Genomic DNA, 19447 nt, shown 5'->3' with positions numbered 1-19447 from the left:
CATTGATGCGGTATCCCGATGCGCAGAAACAGAAGAACAGACGTTGAGGAAACACATGATGCTGAAAGGTAAACGCGCGATTGTCACTGGCGGCGGTCGCGACTTTGGACAAGCGGTATCCGTCTGGCTAGCTCGCGAAGGGGTGACAGTCGATCTTTGCGCCCGCAAACAGGCCGACGCGCAGACCAGCGTGGATATCATTCATCGGGAAGGCGGCACGGCTTGCGCCTATCAATGCGATATTGCCAACCCCGATTCAGTCAGAGATTTTTCCGCACGATTGCTGGACGACAGCACGCCCGTCGATATTCTCGTGCTAAGCGCAGCGCAATGGCTGGAAGGCGCATTGGGAGAAGAAGATGCCGATACAGATATCGTCAGCACCATCAACGCCGGCCTGACCGGCTCTATCCTGCTCACCAAAGCGCTATTGCCGAGCTTACGCCGTTCACAGAGTGCCGATATTCTGGCTATGGTTTCCGTCTGCGGCATCCCGCAGTTCAACGACTCTATCGCCCACCCCGCCTTCTTCGCCGCCAAGCACGGCATGAGCGGTTTTAGCCAGAATCTGGCACATCATGTCGCACAGGAAAATATTCGCGTGACAGGGTTTTATCCGCCAGATTTTGAAGTTACCGGCTTTGATGAGTATCCCGCTAGCGGAGAAAAAATGGGTGAGCACTTGCTGAATGCCCGCTCAATATGGGAAGCGATGCGTTTTGCCCTCACCCAGCCGCGTAGCTGTCATATCAACGCCATCCATTTTCAAGGGCCAACGCGCGCGGATATCAGTTTGTAACCCGTCATCTTTTTGCTGTTCATCCCGCCCTGGATATCCATCGCATTACCGGGGCGGCGAAATTCTCCCCGTCTAACGCACCGCACATCCCATACGCTATCATCCCCTGACACACTTTCCTTCTCTCCATTTTTTTGCCACAGAACATAGGAAAAGGTAGCATCGCTGCCGTTGTTCTCAGCCATGCGGCTTACCACGCTCGATGCACAATAAAAAAACGCCGCAGGTAAAAATGTAACCATTTGAATTTTAAATAATCATAGCGAACGCATCACCATAGGATGCGTGACAGACAGGAAAACATCGACATCAATGACACAACATTCCTCCCCTCATAGCGAGCATCATACCGCTCAGCAGAACCTCCACGAAAAGGGTTATCACCAAAGTCTCGGCAACCGCCACGTGCAGATGATCGCGATTGGCGGCTCCATCGGCACCGGGCTGTTTCTTGGTGCGGGTGCACGTTTGCAAATGGCGGGCCCAGCACTGGCGCTGGTCTATCTGGTTTGCGGCATTTTCTCTTTTTTCATCCTGCGCGCGCTGGGCGAGCTGATCGTTCATCGCCCCACCAGCGGCAGTTTCGTTTCGTATTCGCGTGAGTTTTTGGGTGAAAAAGCCTCCTACGTGGCGGGCTGGATGTACTTCCTCAACTGGGCGATGACCGGGATTGTCGACATCACCGCCGTCGCCCTCTACATGCATTACTGGGGCACGTTTGCCGATGTGCCACAGTGGCTATTCGCGTTGGGTGCGCTATCTATTGTCACTTTGATGAATCTGATTGGCGTGAAGTGGTTTGCTGAAATGGAATTCTGGTTCGCACTGATTAAGGTCGCGGCCATCGCCATTTTTCTGGTGGTCGGCACGGTCTATCTCGGCACCGGCAGCCTGCTGGATGGCAACACGCCCGGCCTGCATCTGATTACCGATAACGGTGGCCTGTTCCCGCACGGCATTCTGCCCGCGCTGGTGCTGGTTCAGGGCGTGATATTTGCCTTTGCCGGTATCGAAATCATCGGGACAACGGCGGGCGAATGTAAAAATCCGGAGCAGGTACTGCCGAAAGCCGTCAACAGCGTTATCTGGCGTATCGGTCTGTTCTACGTCGGTTCCGTCGCACTGTTGGTCTGCCTGCTGCCGTGGAACGCGTATCAGGCAGGGCAAAGCCCGTTTGTGACCTTCTTCAGCAAGCTGGGTGTTCCCTATATCGGAACGATTATGAACATCGTAGTACTGTCCGCTGCGCTGTCCAGCCTGAACTCCGGTCTCTATTCGACCGGTCGCATTCTGCGCTCGCTGTCGCTGGGTGGTTCCGCGCCCGCTTTCCTGTCGAAAATGAGCAAACAGTCCGTACCCTATACCGGTATTTTGGTGACGGTCTGCATCCACATTATCGGTGTGGTGCTGAACTACGTGGTGCCGTCGCAAGTGTTCGAGATCGTCCTGAATATCGCCTCGCTCGGCATTATCTGCTCCTGGGCGTTCATCATTCTGTGCCAGATGCAGTTGCGTAAAGCAATTCGTCAGGGGAAAGCCAAACCAGTTGCGTTCAAAATGCCCGGTGCACCTGTGACATCATGGCTGACACTGGCTTTTTTAGTCAGTGTGTTGGGACTGATGGCGTTTGATTACCCGAACGGCACCTGGACGATTGCAACGATTCCAGTGCTGACAATCATGTTGATCATCGGCTGGCGCGGTCTGAAAAAGCAGCATGAAGCGGTGAAACTCGCCAACCAATAGGGATCCAGCCTGCGTTAGCGGTCCTGCGATAAGAAATCATCTTGCTTTAAGAAATAAAAAACTCAGGCCCGTTTCCGAGCCTGAGTTTGAGGTTACTGACAAAGTCCGTAGAGCAGGAGTAACGGATAGATCGTAAAGACGCTGCAAGTACGTCCCTGTAAGCTCGGCTTGCGCCATTCCTGGCACAAACGCTTTACTCTTCTATTCCGTTACTCCCGTTTTCATTCGGTAAATAGGCTTGTCAACGGTCTGAAGATAAATGTAATTACTCTTCTACCACGTAACCGTACAGCCGTTTGCTGCCATCTTCTTCCGCAACGCTGTAAACACCCTGCAATTCCGGCGAAAAGCCGGGCAGCAGGTTAATCCCATCTTCCAGCGCCAGAAAATAGCGCTGTACCGCCCCGCCCCAAGTTTCACCCGGCACAACACACAGTACGCCTGGTGGATACGGCAATGCCCCTTCCGCCGCGATACGTCCTTCCGCTTCATCGATAGGAATCAACTCGATATTCCCGCGTACAAATTCTCTGTTGGCATCCTGTGGCAGCATCACCACAGACGGAAATTCGCTTTTGCGGAACATTGCTTTTTGCAGATCTTTCACGTTGTGCTGGGCGTAAAAATCATGCATTTCCTGGCACAACCGACGCAGTCGGTAACCACGGTAACGCTCTTTGTATTTCTGATACAGGCTGGGCAACACTTCACTCAGCGGCGCATCGCGGGCAATCAGTGTTTCGAAATGCACCAGCGCATTCACCAGTTCCTGCATTTTTGCAGCATCTTCCGCTGGCGTTAGCAGGAACAGGATCGAGTTCATATCGCATTTTTCAGGGATAATGCCATGCTCACGCAGATAGTTGGCAAGGATCGTCGCCGGAATACCAAACTCGGTGTAATCGCCGCTAACCGCATCAATACCCGGCGTCGTCAGCAACAATTTGCAGGGATCGATAAAATACTGATCCTCTGCGTACCCTTCAAACGCGTGCCATTTCTCGCCCGGCTCAAAATTGAAGAAACGCACATCCTGCGCGATCGTCTCTGTATCGTGATCCTGCCAGAGCGCGCCGCCGACCGTGACAGGCACGAACGGTTTGATGAGAGAACAGCGCGTCAGTAGTTGTTTACGCGCCTCAATGCCCAACTTCACGCAGTCCATCCACATACGACGTCCGCTCGCTCCTTCGTGCATTTTGGCATTGACATCCAACGCGGCGAACAGCGGGTAAAACGGGCTAGTCGACGCGTGCAGCATAAAGGCGTTATTCAGTTGCTTATGGTTGCAAAAACGACGCTGCCCTTTGATATGCGTATCTTTTTTGTGGATCTGCGAAGTCTGGGAGAAGCCCGCCTGCTGCTTATGCACCGATTGGGTGACGAAGATACCCGGATCGTTTTCATTCAGATCCAGCAACAGCGGCGAGCACTGTTCCATCATCGGGATAAACTGCTCGTAACCGACCCAGGCAGAGTCAAACAGAATGTAGTCACACAGGTGCCCGATACTATCGACGACCTGACGTGCGTTATAAATCGTGCCGTCATAGGTGCCGAGCTGGATCACGGCCAGACGGAACGGGCGCGGCTCGTTGGCGCGTTCCGGCGCGACTTCCGCAATCAGCTTGCGCAGATAGGTCTCATCAAAACAGTGCGCATCTACGCCGCCGATAAAGCCGAACGGATTGCGCACGGTTTCCAGATAGACCGGCGTCGCCCCTGCCTGAATCAGCGCACCATGGTGGTTAGATTTATGATTGTTACGGTCAAACAGTACCAGATCGCCACGCGCCAGCAGCGCGTTCGTCACCACTTTGTTCGCAGAGGAAGTACCGTTCAACACGAAATAGGTCTTGTCAGCATTAAACACGCGCGCAGCGTGCTTCTGCGCCTTCTTCGCCGCTCCTTCATGGATCAGTAAATCACCCAGTTTGACGTCAGCGTTACAGATGTCCGAACGAAAAACGTTCTCGCCGTAAAACTCAAAAAACTGACGCCCCGCCGGATGCTTACGAAAGAACTGGCCTCCCTGATGCCCTGGACAGGCAAACGTCGTATTTTTCATTTTGACGTACTTGGTCAGCGTATCGAAAAACGGCGGCAGCAGCGCATCTTGATAGGCTTTCGCCGCACGCTCCAGCACGCTTGCGTGCTCGCCTTCATCATCGATGATCAGCCATTCACCACCCACAGGCAGAACATCTAACTCTTTATCTTCATCAGGCTCTTCGACAAACGCCGGAATGCTAAAACCGGTGTGCTGCAATATCGACAGAATACCGCTACGGGCTTCCTCAATAGAAACCACGACCGCCGCCACATCAGTGAAGTCAGTCTGACTCAACGCGACAATCTCACGCGTTGTGATTAAACGGGTGGCAACCGCTGCATTCGCCGCAATTTTTAACTGTTTCATGTAACCAAACCCAAACGGTTAAGGGTAAGTGTACGTGCCTAGAAGACACCGTTCAGGGATAACAATCCCGACCAATCACAATGCCAATCAATAACGACAAGCGTATGATCCCTACAGGTAAACTGTAGGCTAAGAATGGAAAAACTGGAGCCAGCACCATCCGATAGACATCAGTAAAAGCAGAGCAGCACTCTATTTTTACTCATGCCTAACAGCGAGCGAACGAACGCCTCACCGCATGGTGAAGAGGGATAATCGACAGGAAGAAAAGTAAACCGCGCAGTGATGGTAAGAAGAAACACGCAACAACGTCATCAACGAGCTGGCACGAACATTTTGCGCCATGAGCAATGAATCTGACATATCGGTGATCCTCTTTAGCTATACGCTAACTACGCTTAAAGGGGCGTTCAGGTGAACGAGACGTTAAAAACCGCGCAATAGTGGCATTATTCTTCATCAAATTCAACAATGCCGCCTGCACTCAGCGCGGTAAAAGTGCAACGAAACATGCCGTGCGTATCAGGAAGAAACGTTACCGCGCTATACCCTAAATAATTCGAGTTTCAGGACAAAAACGACGAGGCGTTTTTGAACAGCGCTTGCGCTGATCCCGAAGGGATGAGGCCTAAGGCCGAATAACGCGGCAAGGAAAGGAGTCCCGATGAGCTTACTCAGGTAAGTGATTCGGGTGACTGAGCGAAGCCAACGCACATGCAACTTGAAGTATGACGGGTATAAGCGTGCTGAAAGGATCGCCAGGAATCGGCTAGCAAATAATACAATTGCCTGAAAATAGCGCAGACGCTCCGCTTTGTGACAGAAACCCGTTGACGCCACGCGGCCAATACGGTTTAATGCGCCCCGTTGCCCGGATAGCTCAGTCGGTAGAGCAGAGGATTGAAAATCCTCGTGTCCTTGGTTCGATTCCGAGTCCGGGCACCAATCATTTAGGAACGGACGTCTACTGACGTCCGTTTTGCTTTGTAAAGTCAACAAGTTACCCCCTTCCGCTTGTCTACTACTGTCCGTTAAAATCTACTGGCAGCGCTCCCATTTTGTTGGTAAAAAAGTTGGTAAACTCAGTTCGATGAGATTTTTACCAACATTTGCACAAGGGGGCTTGCTATGCGCTTAACTGATATTGCTGTAAAAAACGCCAAGCCTTCCAACAAGCAGATCAAGCTATCTGATGGAAAGGGGCTATATCTGCTGGTGCATCCTAACGGGTCGAAGTATTGGCAGGTTGCCTATCGCTATGATGGTAAGCAAAAAGTCTTCTCAATTGGCACTTACCCTTCTATATCGCTCTCAGAAGCTCGTACAAAGCTCATAGAAATGAAAACACTGTTAGGTTGCGGTGTTGACCCACTACAGCAAAAAAAAGCTGTAAAAGCTGAGGAGTGCGGAGATTTCACGTTTGAAGCTGTTGCGCGGGCCTGGCACAAAAAAATGTCTGTCAGTGAGCGGTGGATACCTCAACATAGCGAACGGATTCTAAACAGTCTTATCAATCATCTTTTCCCGGCTCTTGGTTCAAAAGATATTACGAAACTAACCACTCGCGATCTGCTTCTCCCCTTGCGTAAAATTGAAGCTAAAGGCCAACACGAAACCGCTTCACGTTTAAAACAACGTATTACCGCTATTATGCGTTATGCCGTTCAGGAAGATATGATTACCCATAATCCCGCTAATGAACTTGGCGGCACGTTAATCACACCTAAAAGAACGCATTACCCAGCGCTTGAACTTGAGCAGATACCTGATCTTTTAAGTCGTATAGATGCGTATAAAGGCCGTAGGCTCACTGTATTAGCTTTAAAACTCACTTTATTAGTTTTTATTCGGTCGAGTGAACTACGCTTCGCTCGTTGGCCTGAAATAGATTTTAAAAATGCTTTATGGATTATCCCGCCAGAAAGAGACGAGATCGAAAACGTTAGATTTTCTGAGCGAGGATCTAAAATGCGCATACCTCATTATGTGCCGTTGAGTCATCAAGCCATTGATATATTGAAAGAGCTAAAAGAGATTAGTTATGATATTAGCGATGGTGAGGGTTTGATATTTATCGGTTGTCATGATTATCGTAAACCTATGAGCGAGAATACCGTTAATAAAGCATTGCGGCTTATGGGTTATGACACTCAAAAAGATATATGCGGCCACGGTTTCCGCACGATGGCTTGTAGTAGCCTTGTTGAGTCCGGTATCTGGACAGAAGACGCCATAGAAAGGCAAATGAGTCATAAAGAACAAAATAACGTTCGTGCAGCTTATACGCACAAAGCAAAGCATATTACGCAACGTAGGCTTATGCTTCAATGGTGGGCTGATTATTTGGATGCTAATAAGGATAAACATATCATGCCTTTTGAATTTTCAATGAGTGAATCTCATAAATAACCTTAAATTCATGATGTTATGTGGTCATGATAGAAAAGACCACATAACTTATGATATAAAAAGTCATGTCATTTTATAAAAATAGATGAAAAAAAATGAGAACACATTACGATAACCTAAAGGTTTCAAAAGATGCTCCAATAGAGGTAATACAAGCAGCTTATCGTTCATTGGCAAAAAAATATCATCCAGATATAAATAAAGATAATCCCGATGCCGCCAGAATAATGCAGATTATTAACTCGTCATATGAAATTTTAAGTGATCCACAAAAAAGAAAGGAACATGACTCTTGGATTATAAAAGAAACATGGAGAGAAAGGGCTGAAGCAACATTAAAACAAAATGCACAGACAAAAATATCGACACCGACACAAAAAGTGAAAAATGATAAGAATTCATTCATAACCAAAACAATTGATCTTATATTTTCTATATTTTCATTATTAAGGTTAGGATTTGGTTTATGTGTGATAGGGTTTGTCGCATACGCGATAATAAGTGGTATATTCAAAACATCTGTTAGCTTAACAAATAATAAAAACGATAACTCACAGATTATCGAACCATCAAAACAAAAAACTTTTGTTAACAGCAGTAATATATGCAATGCGTCTGTAAAAAATAGAAAGTGGCCTATTACCCCAACTATTTTCAATCAAAAAGATAGACGCAATGGATTATCATCTCTAACATTAGACAACACCAGAAACAATGAAGACATATATGTTAGATTCACATTTGAACAAGATAAAAACACTTCAAAATTCTTACGAGATGTTTTTATTCCTGCCGGAAATTATGCCGTCCTCGAAAAAATCCCAGTAGGAATATATAGAGTTAAAACTCAAAATATAAAAACTGGATGCGTTCAAATATCTGAACCAATAACTATGATTGAAAGAAAAACCACAACAGGAATAGAATATAGTGATAATTCGTTAACTTTTTATCCTGTAATTAATGGCAATACACATTTTTCAACATTACCTGCATCACAGTTTTAAAATACTAAAATTACTGCAGGTGGGATGGCTCCTCCGCGCCCCCACCAATACAAAGGCATTATCTCCCCACCCAAAAAACAGCGTGCGCTGCCGTTCTGTATCATTCAACTATTCGCTGTTGGCCATCCTCTGACCAGAAATTCTCCTACCCAGAGAAGCCTGCATACTGTGTAAAACCAATCTATACAGCAAACAATCTCCGTAATCATCTGACACAAAACAATTAAATAACGCCATGCCAATATCGCTTAAAACGATCAAAACAGGAAAAACAATAGCCAGAAACTATCGTTATTTTTTTATCGATCGAGATAACCAATCAAAACACCGATCGATGAACCACAATTTAATCGTTAAAAACTATCAATAATTATTTATTGATCTCTTTTATCGATCATTTTTGTTGAGAAGTTGCTATTTGATGCTATCCTTTCGCGCGGAAAGTAAGACTCACTTAAAGGAGGTTTGCATGATGGGGACTAGCGTTGTTATTACGGAGTATTTAATATGAAAATTATTACCAGACTTTTTCTACTCTCTTCTTTTATTTTATCGGGTTGCCAACAACTGCAAAGCTCATATAATTCGTTATCAGGCGAACTAAATAAACTTTCAATATCAAACATTGCTAATTCAAAGAAAAATGAATTAGATGAAAAATCCCTTACCAAAACATCCTTAAAAATAATTTGTTTGGATTTTAAAAAGAACCAATATATGGCCGAAGAAAAATGGAATGGTAAATATGTTGAACTTACAGAAAAAATAATTAACGTAGCTGAATCCGGACCACTATTTGGTGGAGATCCAAATTTTAAAGGCACAGAAGCTGTTTTTATTTTTGACTCTGGAATTATCTCCAGTGGATATAGCGAATGTAAGGCAGGTGTATTTGTTAAACATGATGCTCTAAAAAAATACAATGTTGGTAATATGATTACAGTTAAAGGGATCATAGGAATTGATAATGTTGGTTTAGCGAGTAACCAAATATCATTATCGCCAGCTCAGATTGTAAGCAAGTAGAAGATATAATTATAACTTTATCCCAAATTGATTTTATGTGATTTTAAGAAAGAGGATATTATGACAATCTGCCCATTTTGCAAAAGCGTTGTCAATGATGATGCTACCGTGTGCCCCAACTGTAATGCCGAAAAAGAAACTACATTTCAAGGCCATTTTAAAAGGGCCCTAGAAAAAATAAAACCAACCTTAGGTCTTACTGGTATGTTCGGCCTTATTGTGGGCTTTGCTTGTGGAATGTACATAGGTATACAAACATTTGCGCTTGTTGGTTTTATTGTAGGTTTTGTTGTTTTCTTTTTCGTAATGTTTCTCCCTGCAATAATAAGGGCGTTATTTAAAATAAATAAAGTAGTTTGGTACCGATAAAATTTTCATCGTTAATTTTTAACGGTGGTGTATATTTTACGTACACCACCTTTTTTATTACCAATCTTCATTTTCTTTTTCTATTTCTTTTAGCCTTTTTAATTCTTCTTCGACGCTAAAAGCGCAAATAATGGCACTATAATTTACACCGTCGAAATTAAAAACACTTTCTCTGTCGGCGGAAGTTTTAATTTTAGAAAATGGTGATTTAACTACTAACTCTATATTTTTTATTTTGTATATCACTTCTTTTTTTTCTGGCGTAAAAACCTTACCCTCTTTCAATGCCTCTTTTATTTTTTCTGCATCATTTCTTTGTTTTATATATATCTCAATTCTATATTTTTTATTTAAATAATCAAATTCTAAATTTGTTGTTTGGTATGTTGTTATTTCTAACCCTTCTCTCGTCGTTCCAAATAATATTTTTTGCATAATTTAAATCCTCTTTTTTTACGTTTTCAATATACTCATCTGGTTTCATTTTCTTTAAAAAATCGTCCTCAGATATTTTTTTTGGTGTTTCTTGTTTTTTTGTTTTTACTGCGTTATTAAACTTAATTAATAAGCTATTAAAAAGCAACTTTAATTTACTCTCTTTGCTGGTTTGTTTTTTACCTCCCTTTTGTATTTAGTCATAATATATTTACCATCCGCTGAATCAGCGTAGGTTTTTAATTTTTTATTGCCGATAAATTTTTTACGGGAAATCCTTTTTTTTGCTGTTTTGTTTTTATTGTGTATGTATGTATTAATGTATTTTTCTGCTTTATCAATTTCTCCATTTTCCAAATTCTCTTTTTCTTTATTAATTAGTAACTCTTTTTGTCTCAAAAAAGACAAATTGCTAACATATTCATTTTTGTTATTTTCCCTAAGTTTTTTGTTAACTAAAACAGACCAGCTTCTGCGCCATATTTCTACGTTTTTTTTGTCGTTCCAGTCTCTATTTTTTGTAGGTAAAAAACCAGCTTCGTTTACTTCACGCATTGTTAACATAACGTGTGCGTGTGGGTTGTTATTATCTTTATCGTTATGTATGGCTAAATCGGCGCACATGCCTTTTTTAATAAAGTTTTTATTTATGTAGTTTGTAATTAATTCTTTATTTTGGGTTAATGTTAATTCTCTGGGCAAGGCTACGATAAAATATCTGACGAGCTGCGAATCCCTTCGCGCCTCAATGGACTCAATGGCATTAAATAAAACGGATCTATTTTTAAAGCTTTCGGGTGCATTGGGTGGTAATAAAATATCACTATGCATTAAGTCTTCTTTTTTCTTTTCGTAATTAAAAATCAAACCTGTTCTTTCGTCTTTTAATCTCGTTCTGGAGTTATAAGCTGCAAGATATAAAGAACTTTTTCCTTCGCTTCTTTTTAATATTTTAAAACTTAAATGAAAAATGGCCATCGTGTGCCCTCCCCTCTCGGCGTTAGTGTGCTCGGTGTTTTGTTTGCTGTAAGCCTCTCCAGCGTTGCGCCAGATTCGCGGAGCCAGGCTTACATATTGCCGCTTAAGCGGCGATAGGGCGGTAGCCTAGCCCTCGGCAGGAGACCACACATTGACCGAAGGGCAATGTATAAGTGGGCATTTGTAGTTTTACTAACGCACAGCAAAAAAATAAAACATTTATATAAAAGCAAATAACCAAAAAAAAATAAAAGTAAATACCAGCATTGACAATATAAATAAATAACCTAATTAACGTGTATACCCAATAAAAAAAGGAAAATAAAATGAATATAAAAACAAACGCTCTCGCGCAAGATTTCGATGCATTGGATGTTACTGCTAATAGTATATTTAATTTTTACACCTCATACCTGAAAGAAAATAATTATTGTATATTTTCAAACGACGATGGAAAAATAAAAACAGAACCATCTGATGTAGAGTTAAATATATTTAAAGGTTATTTTAAGTGTTTTTTAAAACAAAAACTCAGTATAGAAAAACAAAATATATATTAAATGAACGATTGAGGCTTGAATTAAAAGATTTTTACAACGAACCTTATACAGCTTATTTTTGTGTGGATAAAAAGAAGTATGAAGAATTTGGCAATGAATATTTAATGCAGGTTCAAAATGTTTTTTTTGTAAACATAGAAAACAAAGTGAGATTAAAAAAAGGATGAAAATAATTAAGTTTATTCGTTTTTTATTTAAAAAAGAAAAAGAAATAGAAGAAGTTGAAAATTATAAAATATTGGAGAATGATTATTATGGCAAAGTTAAGTTTGCAGCAAAAGAAAGAAAGGTTAAAAATAGAATTGGCGAAAATAGAAAGTGAGCAAAAAAAGATAGAGAAAGAAAAAAAATTAAAAGACATGCGTCTAATAACCGCAGAAATATTAAAATATGACATTCCAGGCATAGATAATTTGCATAAGGTAATTAGCTTATTATCAATTTTTAATTACAAAAATGATAAATTCAGAAGTGATATTTTGAAGTGGGGTGATAAAGAAATTAGCGAACGAAAAGTAAAAAAAATAGCAAAAGTTAATGCAAGAGAAAAAAATGATTAGTATATTTCTTGAATCTGGATGGTTCGGTTTTTTTTTACTTGTTATTGGCGGCGGTGTTGCATTAGCGGCAATATTTAAAAGCGATTATTTTTTATTAATTAATGCTGTAAGTGTGGTTTTAATATTAATAATGCTTATTTCAAAATTTTACCCATCTATTTTATTAAATTGGCCTTAAATTGGCTTTTTTTTGGGAGAGTAGTGCAGTCAAGTGCCCAGCTTGCTGGGGCGTAGCGAACACTTTACGGCGCGAAACGACCTAACACACTAAACAAAGGTGGAAGGTTCGCATAGCGAGCCTTCCACCTGTTAAGCGGGGTTGGGGGTTGGGGGTTGGGGTTTTGGTTTATTGGTTTTCATCCCCGTCTTGGCCGTATTTTTTAATACTGCTACTTATTCCACTTGCTACGCTTTTAAATGCCATTTCTAACAAATAAACAATAAAACATAATATTCCCGCCGCTATCGCAAAACTAAACATAGTAATTCTCCTTTTTTTATTGGGTATACCCACCAAATAAGTCATTTTTTAAAATTGTCAAATGGGCGGTAGCGCCCGTAAGGGTAAAGGGGGAACTTGTTCCGGTTTTTTTGTTTTGGTTTTGAAGTTGGAGCGAAGCGATGCTCCACTTGACGGCTGGAACGCCCACACACTAGGAAAGGTGGAAGGAAAAAAAGTGAGCTTTCCACCTGTTAAGAAGATTAAAATAATTTTTACATTAGAAAAATCAGATCCCGTTTAATAAAAATTAAATTTAAAAAAAATTCTCAAAAAACATTAGGTATTATTTCCATTAATGATTTTCAGATCACTTCCAAAATCATACCTTACTAACTTATAAAACAATTATAAAAAACCATATAAAACCTATCAGTTATCTCTATTTCCATATTGTTTTTTAATTTAAATTTATAAATATAAAATTAATTAACAAACCAACAAACAACATAATTAAAATAAATATATTGCTTTGCTTTATAAAAATAAGACCAAATAAAACATTAATATCTGAAATGGCTTATGGGCCACTTGACAATATTTTTAAATGCATTATTAAAAATAAAAAAACAACAAGACTCATATTTGAAAAATTTTACTAACTATCAAAGGAGTAATTACCAAAAGGAAATTTAAAATGCTATTAAAACAAGATATATATAATAAAGAAAAATTTGAAAATAAAATCCAAAAATACGCCTTGTGCTGCGATAATTTTAATAATGGTGTTTACAAAGCACTCAAAGATAAAGCACTATTAAAAAAATACATTGCTTTTAATAATAAGTCCTTTATAAATGGTCTGGTTTTCGATGTAGACCATAAAAATGGAGCCATTGCTTGGGATTTAGCAAATTTACCTAAACCTAATATAATAATTCAAAATACAAAAAACGGTCACGCACACCTACTCTATGCCTTAAAAAACCCTGTCCTGAAGGCTGACTCAGCAAGAATGAAGCCGTTGCGATTAGCCTCAATTGTTCAGCGAGGTTTCACGGAAAGACTGGATGCGGACAGAGCCTATGCAGATATTTTAATAAAAAACCCTACCAATATAAATGAATGGCGAACTACCTGGACAAATATACCAGCATATAATTTAGATTATTTAGCAGATTTTGTGCCTGATACTATAATCACTAAAAATACCAAAACAAGTCCAGTATATGGCTTAGGCCGTAATGTTAATTTATTTGAAGATTTAAGGGTTATATCTTACAAAGATGTTTTAAAATATAAAGCGAACAAAAAATACCTTGATTTTTATGAGCATATGCTTTCTCGCGCGATAATGTTGAATAACCATTGTAATGTTAACGATCTGTTATCGCATAGTGAAGTGAGCCAAATTTGCAAAAGTATTTGCAAATGGACATGGCAAAATTTTTCCCAAGGTCGATTTTCTGAAATACAGTCTGCTCGGGCAAGGAAAACACAGCACCAAGAAAAACAAAAGAACTAATTAAATTTTTGGAGGAGTTATGATAGTAAAGAAGAGGATTAAAAGGCCAATAACACAAAAAGAGATGGCAAAAAAATTTTTCGTATCGGTTTCGACAGTAAAAAGATACATTTCTTTACCTCGTGAAGAATACGAAAAAGAGGCCGAAGAGAAACGAAATCTCGCTTTTAGCTTAAGAGAGTCGGGATTAAAATGGAAAAAAATTGCAGAAATAATGAATACAACTCAAAACAGTGCTATCGCATATTACAGGAGGTATTTATTACATAAACAACAGTAATAATACAAGCCACAGTGGTGGTTTGTATTATTTTAATTGCTTGTGTTTTTCATATTTAGCTTTCGCTCTATTTTTGAATTTTTATACTTCAAAAACAAATTTATTAAGTATAAATAAAATAGCTAATAATGATTTTAGGCGGCTTTACGTGAATTTAAGATTTTGCTATCGATCCATTGATCAACTTCGCTTTCGACGAAAGCAATAGATCTCTCACCAATTTTTACCGGAGCGGGGAAACTGTTATTTTTAATTAGTCTGTAGATCCATGCCCTGCAATAGCCAGTTTTATCGATCACCTCTTTTAACCTAATAAGTCTTTTTGTTTCTTTCATATAATTCCTCTCTATTATTTTGGAGATGCTATTATCTTATATTTTGAGAGTAATAATCAATAAGTAAATTTAAAAAAATATAGCCTTAATATAAAAGTTAAGATACAATCCACAAACACACATAAAATATTATTAAAAAACATATAGTTATTATTTTTAGCAAAAAGTGCTTTTATATTCTAGTGTATAAAAATGGTATACAAGCGAGTAGATCTCTACTGCTTTTCGCACTTACCGTCTAACCGTGTCTACTGCAGAGGTGCTAAGTAAATCATTGATTTAAATTGACATACGTTATGATTTGTTGGTAAAAATAAGCTGGTAAAAAATATCATATACAATTCTTGTCTATAAAAATCAATGAGGTATGGTGATGTTCGATTCCGAGTCCGGCACCACCTTTCCTTTTTTATGCCTCCTTATCAATCCCTATGTTGTTGCGATTCAATAAGTTGGCGTGAAAATCTTTTCCGATGCGTTTTGATTTATCCCTTCGTATCGGGGAATTTGTGGGTCAGATTGTGGGTCATTCAGTTCGATGAACGGGAGTGACCCTCATATGTTAACTGACAGCAAAGTCCGATCTGCGAAACCTCTCGCAAAATCTTATAAGCTCACTGATTCGCAAGGCCTGTACCTCACGGTATCTACCAGCGGCGCTAAGTTATGGTATTTCCGCTATCGCCTCGGCGGTAAAGAAAACCGTCTGGCCTTTGGTCCCTATCCTCAGACTACGCTGGCGGAAGCCCGTGAAAAACGCGATGCGGCGCGTAAGCTATTGGCATCCGGCATCAGCCCTTCCCAACTTCGCAAAACGAACAACCCCGCCGTTGATGAATCCCGCACCTTTCAGTATGTCGCCACTGCATGGCACAGCAGTTGCCTTAAGCTCTGGTCGGACGCCCACGCCGATAAAATTCTCATCTGCCTGAAACGCTACGTTTTCCCCACCATTGGTGCGATGGATATCGCGCAGGTTGAAACCCGCCATCTGGCGCAGTTGGTTAAGGCGATTGACGACAAAGGCGTGCATGACGTCGCCGGACGGGTACGCCAGCATCTAACCAAAATCATGCGCCACGCCGTACAACAGGGCGTCATCAAATACAATCCGGCTTACGATCTGGACGGTGTCGTGACCCCGGTGGTGACCCAACATCACCCCGCCCTGCCGCTAAAACGCCTGCCTGAACTGCTGGCGAAGATGGAAAACTACAAAGGCCGGATGCTCACCCGTCTGGCGCTGGAGCTGAATCTGCATGTTTTTCTGCGCTCCAGTGAGCTGCGTTTTGCCCGCTGGAATGAATTCAATCTGAAAGCACATATCTGGAGCGTACCCGCCCAGCGAGAAGCGGTAAACGGCGTGAGGTTCTCAGAACGCGGAGCCAAGATGAAGGATGAACATCTGGTGCCGCTGTCACGGCAGGCAGTCGCCCTGCTGAAACAGATTCAGGCGCTTTCCGGCGAATCGGTCTTCGTTTTTCCGGGCGCACATACTCTGAACAAGCCGATGAGTGAAAACACCATCAACAAAGCATTGCGCGTAATTGGCTATGACACCAAAACCGAAATCTGTGGGCATGGTTTCAGAACTATGGCTTGTAGCGCCCTGAACGAGTCCGGGCGCTGGTCAAAGGATGCCATTGAGCGACAGATGAGCCACAAAGAACGCAACGGCGTGCGGGCGGCTTATGTGCATAAAGCGGAGCATCTGGAAGCCAGAATCGAAATGATGCAATGGTGGTCGGATTATCTGGACGTCAACCGTGAAGGATATGTCGCACCGTATATTTATGCGCGAAGTTATACGGCTGGCTAACGCGCTGCGCTTGTTGGCTCCTGACGGACTTTCTATGTGATAGAAAACCCGTCAGGAGCGTTGTCGTATGTCGTAAAACCATTCGGGCATTCTGCCAACCGTTTCTTACGCACCAAGATCACTGGCTTACCCACGCCGATTAAACGTCCCATGCACCACATTGCCGCCTTTCTCAAGGTTTGCCATATAGTCGGCATACCATTGCAGCATCTCACGTCTGCCATCGAGATATTGCGCATGGTTGTAGGTGCCACGGATAGCATTCTTATCAACGTGAGCAAGCTGGGTTTCAATCCATGCGGAGTTATAGCCCTGTTCATGAAGAACAGTGCTCATGGTATGACGGAATCCATGCCCCGTAACGCGGCCGGTATAACCAATTCGCTTAAATACCTGATTGATACTGGCTTCGCTCATAGTTTTACTTGGATCATTACGACCAGGGAATAATAGAGGGAAATTACCCGCCATTGCCCTGATTTTTTCAATAATTTCCAATGCCTGCACGGATAGAGGAACGATATGAGGACGCCGCATTTTCATGCGTTCAGCAGAAATTTCCCATAGCGCTTTATCAGTATCGATTTCAGACCATAACGCACCGCGTAATTCACCCGTTCGAACACCAGTAATGATCATTAGTCGGGCGGCCAACACCACCAATTCACTACCAGAGTAGCCAGCAAGGGCTTTAAAAAAGGCAGGAAGCTCTTCAGTGGTCAGGAATGGATAATGTGTAGACTCATGCCCTTGCATGACACTGGTGAGATCTGGTGCGGGGTTATACTCGGCTCTGCCTGTCACGATGGCGTAGCGAAACACTTCGCCGCAGCGTTGGCGCACTTTTTTGGCTTTCTCGGTAGCACCCCTGTCTTCCATCTTTTTAAGCACGTTTAGCAGTTCCAACGGCTTGATGTCTGCAACAGGACGTTGACCAATGAACGGGAAGACGTCTTTGTTGAACGCTTCAAGAATGTCTGAGGCATACCCCGCAGACCATTTCTTCACTTTCATGCAGTGCCATTCGAGCGCAATTTCTTGAAAGGTGTTTTTCACTTCTTCGATGTGGGCTTGTTTGCTTTCTTGCTTAAACGCACTCGGATCAACCCCATTAACCAACAGCTTTTTAGCATCATCTCTTTTGCTTCTGGCATCGGCTAAGGTAATGGTCGGGTAGACGCCAAACACCACACGTTTTTCTTTACCTGCGATCCGGTATTTCATGCGCCAGCTTTTGGTGCCGTTAGGGAACACCTCCAGATACATGCCCCCACCATCCGCTAACTTGTAGGGTTTATCTTTGGGCTTGGCAGTCTCTACCTGTCTGGCATTGAGCTTCATTTGGGGGCATATCCTCTAGACCGAACACGATATGCCCCCAGCGATGCCCCCAACTCACCGTAGATTTCTGTGAACGCGAGTAGACGAGCAGAGACAATAAGGGCCGTGAAACCGCGTATTATAAGGGTTTGAAGGGTTTATAAGGGTGTTTTAGTAGACTTAGGGAGACATTAAAATAGATAGGATGGTGCCGATAATAGGAGTCGAACCTACGACCTTCGCATTACGAATGCGTAAATTGATATAGTAAAATCAATACTTATCGAATTTAAATGAATTTTTTGCCACAATATTGCCACAGTTCGTTAGGAATCAGACAGAAATGGCGACTATACGCAAACGTGGTAATTACCAATGGGAAGCTCAAATCCGCAAACGTGGTTTTCCCTCTCAAACCAAAACCTTTAACACCAAAGTGGAAGCAGAAGCTTGGGCCAAAATGATCGAGTCAGAAATGGCGAGAGGTGTTTGGCTTAGCCGCAGCGAAGCGGAATCTACAACATTGTATGAAGCCCTAACGCGCTATGAAAAAGAGATTGTTCCCGACAAAAAAGGGGCAGTGCAAGACCGATCTTTGGTGCGGATACTAAAAGGCACTCAGTTGGCGAAAAACTATATGGCCAGCATCAGGAGTGCTGATGTCGCCAAGCTGAGGGATGAATGGTTGAAAATCTATGCTCCTGCAACCGTTTTAAGGCGGTTGGCGTTACTGTCTCATGTTTTCAATGTTTCGCGTAAAGAATGGGGCATGGAGAGCCTGCTGAACCCTGTAGAAGTCATCCGTAAACCCCAGCCGAAGAATGCAAGAACCAGACGCCTGGAAACGCTGCCGGTGTCACCAGATAAAACCGTTGTGACGCCAAAGAAAGAAATAACCACGGAGATAGACCATATCATTGCGGCAACACATTCATCAGTATTGCCAGCAATCGTTCTTCTGGCGTTAGAAACAGCCATGCGCCGTAGCGAAATTGCAGAACTCCGATGGCGCTTTATCGATCTTGATAGGCGAGTTGCACATCTGCCAGATACTAAGAATGGCAATGCCCGCGATGTCCCTTTATCAACCAAAGCTATTACGATACTGTCCAGTCTTAAGGAACATTCTGAGCAAACTGCTGATAAGGTTTTCAATATGCGTGCAGACGCGATTACCAGAGCTTTTGACCGAGCTGTAAAACGTGCCAGAGAAAGGTACGAGAAAGCAAACTCATTATGCAATGAATCTTTCCTTAAAAATTTAAGGTTTCATGACCTTCGACATGAAGCAACTTCTCGACTTGCTGAAATTTTCCCTATGCATGAGCTAACCAAAATTACAGGACATAAAGATCCAAGAATGCTAATGCGATACTATCACCCCAAAGCTGAAAATTTGGCGTTAAAATTGAAATAAGGAT

21 protein-coding genes and 2 tRNA genes are annotated in these 19447 nt (G+C 42.3%); 14 read left to right on the top strand and 9 right to left on the bottom strand.

Features of this window, described 5'->3' with window-relative positions; translation table 11 throughout:
• The first annotated feature begins 58 nt into the window (after positions 1–58).
• A complete protein-coding gene (locus A7983_RS13605; RefSeq protein ID WP_039477723.1) occupies positions 59–799 on the top strand; it encodes an SDR family oxidoreductase in 741 nt (246 codons plus the stop codon).
• Here A7983_RS13605 and A7983_RS13600 read toward each other — a convergent pair.
• Positions 766–984 carry a hypothetical protein gene (locus A7983_RS13600; protein WP_005975822.1) on the bottom strand — a complete coding sequence of 73 codons (219 nt, stop codon included), beginning with the start codon at positions 982–984 and terminating at the stop codon, positions 766–768. The genes A7983_RS13605 and A7983_RS13600 overlap by 34 nt on opposite strands.
• 127 nt (positions 985–1111) lie before the next feature.
• Between A7983_RS13600 and ansP the strand changes: the two genes are divergently transcribed.
• A complete protein-coding gene (gene ansP, locus A7983_RS13595; RefSeq protein ID WP_005975820.1) occupies positions 1112–2545 on the top strand; it encodes an L-asparagine permease in 1434 nt (477 codons plus the stop codon).
• 265 nt (positions 2546–2810) lie between these two features.
• On the opposite strand, the gene A7983_RS13590 is transcribed toward ansP, so the two are convergent.
• Positions 2811–4964 (bottom strand): ornithine decarboxylase, encoded by a 2154-nt coding sequence (locus A7983_RS13590; RefSeq protein WP_005975818.1) that lies wholly within the window; start codon positions 4962–4964, stop codon positions 2811–2813.
• A gap of 231 nt (positions 4965–5195) precedes the next feature.
• Positions 5196–5327, bottom strand: coding sequence for a hypothetical protein (locus A7983_RS24665; RefSeq protein WP_257785295.1), 132 nt, complete (start codon positions 5325–5327; stop codon positions 5196–5198).
• A gap of 506 nt (positions 5328–5833) precedes the next feature.
• Between A7983_RS24665 and A7983_RS13585 the strand changes: the two genes are divergently transcribed.
• The 5 genes from A7983_RS13585 to A7983_RS13565 all read left to right on the top strand — a co-directional run bounded on the left by A7983_RS13585 (position 5834) and on the right by A7983_RS13565 (position 9775).
• Positions 5834–5909 (top strand) — tRNA-Phe (locus A7983_RS13585).
• A gap of 183 nt (positions 5910–6092) precedes the next feature.
• Complete coding sequence (locus A7983_RS13580; protein WP_005975816.1) at positions 6093–7373, top strand: tyrosine-type recombinase/integrase; 1281 nt, start codon at positions 6093–6095, stop codon at positions 7371–7373.
• 95 nt (positions 7374–7468) lie between these two features.
• Positions 7469–8380, top strand: a complete 912-nt coding sequence (locus tag A7983_RS13575; RefSeq protein ID WP_005975815.1) for a J domain-containing protein — start codon at positions 7469–7471, stop codon at positions 8378–8380.
• A gap of 507 nt (positions 8381–8887) precedes the next feature.
• Entirely contained in the window at positions 8888–9406 is a 519-nt protein-coding gene (locus A7983_RS13570; protein ID WP_005975813.1) for a hypothetical protein, read from the top strand.
• A gap of 60 nt (positions 9407–9466) precedes the next feature.
• Complete coding sequence (locus A7983_RS13565) at positions 9467–9775, top strand: hypothetical protein (protein ID WP_005975811.1); 309 nt, start codon at positions 9467–9469, stop codon at positions 9773–9775.
• A 57-nt stretch (positions 9776–9832) separates the two neighbouring features.
• Here A7983_RS13565 and A7983_RS13560 read toward each other — a convergent pair whose 3' ends face one another.
• Both A7983_RS13560 and mobQ read right to left on the bottom strand, forming a co-directional pair.
• The gene (locus A7983_RS13560) at positions 9833–10210 is read right to left on the bottom strand and encodes a hypothetical protein (protein ID WP_005975809.1); all 378 of its coding nucleotides are present in this window, start codon (positions 10208–10210) and stop codon (positions 9833–9835) included.
• 150 nt (positions 10211–10360) lie between these two features.
• A complete protein-coding gene (gene mobQ, locus A7983_RS13555) occupies positions 10361–11188 on the bottom strand; it encodes a MobQ family relaxase (RefSeq protein ID WP_005975807.1) in 828 nt (275 codons plus the stop codon).
• Between the two features lie 326 nt (positions 11189–11514).
• Between mobQ and A7983_RS13550 the strand changes: the two genes are divergently transcribed.
• The 3 genes from A7983_RS13550 to A7983_RS23940 all read left to right on the top strand — a co-directional run bounded on the left by A7983_RS13550 (position 11515) and on the right by A7983_RS23940 (position 12486).
• Positions 11515–11748, top strand: coding sequence for a hypothetical protein (locus tag A7983_RS13550; RefSeq protein ID WP_005975805.1), 234 nt, complete (start codon positions 11515–11517; stop codon positions 11746–11748).
• A gap of 254 nt (positions 11749–12002) precedes the next feature.
• Positions 12003–12308, top strand: coding sequence for a hypothetical protein (locus A7983_RS13545; RefSeq protein WP_005975801.1), 306 nt, complete (start codon positions 12003–12005; stop codon positions 12306–12308).
• Positions 12301–12486, top strand: a complete 186-nt coding sequence (locus A7983_RS23940; RefSeq protein WP_039477734.1) for a hypothetical protein — start codon at positions 12301–12303, stop codon at positions 12484–12486. The genes A7983_RS13545 and A7983_RS23940 overlap by 8 nt, the downstream gene beginning before the upstream one ends.
• A gap of 168 nt (positions 12487–12654) precedes the next feature.
• Here A7983_RS23940 and A7983_RS24660 read toward each other — a convergent pair whose 3' ends face one another.
• The gene (locus tag A7983_RS24660) at positions 12655–12789 is read right to left on the bottom strand and encodes a hypothetical protein (RefSeq protein WP_005975791.1); all 135 of its coding nucleotides are present in this window, start codon (positions 12787–12789) and stop codon (positions 12655–12657) included.
• A gap of 655 nt (positions 12790–13444) precedes the next feature.
• Here A7983_RS24660 and A7983_RS13540 point away from each other — a divergent pair.
• A complete protein-coding gene (locus A7983_RS13540; RefSeq protein WP_005975789.1) occupies positions 13445–14272 on the top strand; it encodes a replication initiation protein in 828 nt (275 codons plus the stop codon).
• 19 nt (positions 14273–14291) lie between these two features.
• Positions 14292–14552 (top strand): hypothetical protein, encoded by a 261-nt coding sequence (locus tag A7983_RS13535; protein ID WP_005975787.1) that lies wholly within the window; start codon positions 14292–14294, stop codon positions 14550–14552.
• Between the two features lie 134 nt (positions 14553–14686).
• Here the strand turns inward: A7983_RS13535 and A7983_RS13530 are convergent, their stop codons facing one another.
• The gene (locus A7983_RS13530) at positions 14687–14887 is read right to left on the bottom strand and encodes a helix-turn-helix transcriptional regulator (protein ID WP_005975785.1); all 201 of its coding nucleotides are present in this window, start codon (positions 14885–14887) and stop codon (positions 14687–14689) included.
• Positions 14888–15446: 559 nt separating this feature from the next.
• On the opposite strand from A7983_RS13530, the gene A7983_RS13525 reads away from it, so the two are divergent.
• Entirely contained in the window at positions 15447–16706 is a 1260-nt protein-coding gene (locus A7983_RS13525; RefSeq protein ID WP_005975783.1) for a tyrosine-type recombinase/integrase, read from the top strand.
• 126 nt (positions 16707–16832) lie between these two features.
• On the opposite strand, the gene A7983_RS13520 is transcribed toward A7983_RS13525, so the two are convergent.
• Complete coding sequence (locus A7983_RS13520; RefSeq protein WP_005975781.1) at positions 16833–18047, bottom strand: tyrosine-type recombinase/integrase; 1215 nt, start codon at positions 18045–18047, stop codon at positions 16833–16835.
• Between the two features lie 185 nt (positions 18048–18232).
• Positions 18233–18344: transfer RNA gene (locus tag A7983_RS23935), tRNA-Thr, on the bottom strand.
• 25 nt (positions 18345–18369) lie between these two features.
• Between A7983_RS23935 and A7983_RS13515 the strand changes: the two genes are divergently transcribed.
• Positions 18370–19443, top strand: coding sequence for a site-specific integrase (locus A7983_RS13515; RefSeq protein WP_005975779.1), 1074 nt, complete (start codon positions 18370–18372; stop codon positions 19441–19443).
• Positions 19444–19447: the final 4 nt, after the last annotated feature.

It is taken from the genome of Pectobacterium wasabiae CFBP 3304 (assembly GCF_001742185.1).
Lineage (GTDB): Bacteria > Pseudomonadota > Gammaproteobacteria > Enterobacterales > Enterobacteriaceae > Pectobacterium > Pectobacterium wasabiae.
Note: the sequence above shows the minus strand (reverse complement) of the source record. Positions and strands in the feature narration are given on the sequence as shown.